This is a genomic window from Streptomyces sp. WELS2, assembly GCF_013870595.1.
Taxonomy (GTDB): Bacteria; Actinomycetota; Actinomycetes; order Streptomycetales; family Streptomycetaceae; genus Streptomyces.
Map to the genome: position 1 here is coordinate 1 of NZ_JACBWZ010000846.1, position 2,592 is coordinate 2,592.

General features: G+C 74.5%; 1 protein-coding gene and 1 pseudogene. Both read left to right on the forward strand.

Annotated features, from left to right (window positions below):
* Positions 1–496: 496 nt before the first annotated feature.
* Positions 497–1,631, forward strand: a pseudogene (locus H5J33_RS30705) (adenosine deaminase).
* A gap of 49 nt (positions 1,632–1,680) precedes the next feature.
* Positions 1,681–2,391, forward strand: coding sequence for a glycerophosphodiester phosphodiesterase (locus H5J33_RS30710; RefSeq protein ID WP_181798040.1), 711 nt, complete (start codon positions 1,681–1,683; stop codon positions 2,389–2,391).
* Positions 2,392–2,592 lie beyond the last annotated feature (201 nt).

Genomic DNA, 2,592 nt, shown 5'->3' on the forward strand with positions numbered 1-2,592 from the left:
ACGTTGCCGCATGCCCAGCGAGAAGCCGCGGGCGCGGGGGGCTCCGGGTCCGTCGGTAGTGAGGTCGGGGTCCCCTGGCCGTGAACCGGGGCGGGGGCGGGGGGCGCGTCCTGGACGGGGGTCCGGTCCGCCCCGGGGTTCGCGGACGCCGGTACGTCGTCGGCACCCGGTGCGGCGGGCGCCGGTATCCGGCCCGCCCCAGGCTCCACCGCCCCCGGTATCCGGTGTATCCGGTCCGCGGGGGAGGCCGTCGGTGCCGGGTCCTTGGCCAGGGAGACGGGGGGTGCCGCTTCGTCCTGGGAGCCCGGGGGGCTCGAGTGCCCTTGTCCGCGAGCCGGTTCCGTCGGCCCGTGATCGGGCGCGGTGCGCTCCCCCGGCGTGGACTGCGGCGCCTCGTCGGACATGGTGAAGGGACCCCTCTCCTGGACGGTTCCGTCATGCTACGGGCCGTACCGGACACCGCGGCCCCGGGGCCTACGATGAACCCGCGCCACCGATCAGCCGATCACCGCGCCCGGGGCCGCCTGCCGCGGTCCGTGGGCGCCGTTCCCGGGGAGGACCCCTTGACCGACACCGCCGTACCCGCCACCGGCACCGCCCACCGCGATCTGCGCGCCTTCATCGCGGGACTGCCCAAGGCCGAACTGCACGTCCACCACGTCGGCTCCGCCTCCCCCCGCATCGTCTCGGAGCTGGCCGCCCGGCACCCCGGATCCAAGGTCCCCGCCGACCCCGAGGCCCTCGCCGAGTACTTCACCTTCACGGACTTCGCGCACTTCATCGAGGTCTACCTGTCGGTCGTGGACCTCATCCGCACCCCGGAGGACGTCCGGCTGCTCACCTACGAGGTGGCCCGCGACCTGGCCCGGCAGCAGGTGCGGTACGCGGAGCTGACCATCACCCCCTTCTCCTCCACCCGGCGGGGCATCGACGAGCGGGCGTTCATGGAGGCGATCGAGGACGCCCGCAAGGCCGCCGAGGCGGAGTTCGGGACCGTGCTGCGCTGGTGCTTCGACATTCCCGGCGAGGCCGGTCTGGAGGCGGCAGAGGTGACGACACGGCTGGCCACCGAGGACCGGATCCGCCCGGAGGGCCTGGTGTCGTTCGGGCTCGGCGGGCCGGAGATCGGGGTGCCCCGGCCGCAGTTCAAGCCGTACTTCGACCGGGCCATCGCCGCCGGTCTGCGCTCCGTCCCGCACGCCGGGGAGACGACCGGCCCGGAGACGGTGTGGGACGCGCTGCGCGACCTGCGCGCCGAGCGCATCGGGCACGGCACGAGTTCCGCGCGGGACCCGGAGCTGCTGGCGTACCTCGCCGAGCACCGTATCCCGCTGGAGGTCTGCCCGACCTCCAACATCGCCACCCGCGCGGTGCGCACCCTGGAGGAGCACCCGATCAAGGAGTTCACCCGGGCCGGGGTGCTGGTGACGGTCAACTCCGACGACCCGCCGATGTTCGGCACCGACCTGAACAACGAGTACGCGGTGGCCGCCCGGCTCCTGGAACTGGACGAGCGGGGCCTCGCCGCGCTCGCGAAGGACGCCGTCGAGGTGTCCTTCCTGGACGCGGCCGGCAAGGCCCGGATCACCCGGGAGATCGACGACTACACCGGCACCTGGCTCGCCGGCTGAGCCACCGCGCCCGCACCCGCCGGGTCGCCGCACGGCCACAATGGGGCCCATGCAGACCGTGACCGCCGTGGCCCACCGCGGCGACCCCTACCGTTTCCGTGAGAACACCCTCCCTTCGCTGCGTTCCGCGCTCGCCCGGGGCGCGGACGCCGTCGAGATCGATGTACGGCTCACCCGGGACGGCGTGCCCGTGCTGCTGCACGACGAGACGCTGCGCCGGCTGTGGAAGGCCGACCGGCCGCTGGGCGCGCTGTCCGCCGAGGAGCTGCACGGGCTGACGGGGGGCCGGGTGCCGACGCTGGCCCAGGCGCTCGCGGCGACCGGCGACAGCCGGGTGATGGTGGACCTGTGCGGTCCGGTCGGCCGCCGCACGGTCGAGCGGACGCTGGACGTGATCCGGCAGAGCGGCGCGCGGGACCGCGTCTACTACAGCGCGGGCGCCGAGGCGATGCTCGCCGTCCGGGCCGCCGACCCGGCCGCCGAGATCGCCCTGACCTGGACGACCCTGGCCCCGCCCCGCCCGGCGCTGCTCGCCGCCGTGCGCCCGCGCTGGCTCAACTACCGCTTCCCGCTGGTCGACCGGGAGCTTGCCGCCCGGGTGCACCGCGACGGCTGTCTGCTGTCCGTGTGGACCCCGGACACCCGCCGCTCCATGAGCAGACTGCTGGAGCTGGGCGTGGACTCGGTCACGACGAACCGGATCGACGTCCTGCACGCGCTGCGCTCCCGCCCGGTCCGGGGCCAAAGCCCGCTCCCGTAGGGGCCATCCCCGACGACTCCCGTAGGAGGAACGGCGGTTGTTCGGGGGCGCGCAAGGGTCGTGCGCCCTCCTCGATGAGGATCCGGACGGCGGGCCGGCCGTCCGAGGATGATCGGGAAGCCGCACCCGATCTCCCCGAGGAGCCCGCCATGCGTCGTACCAGCAGTGCCGGCACGTCCAGCCCCACCCGCCGCCGTACCG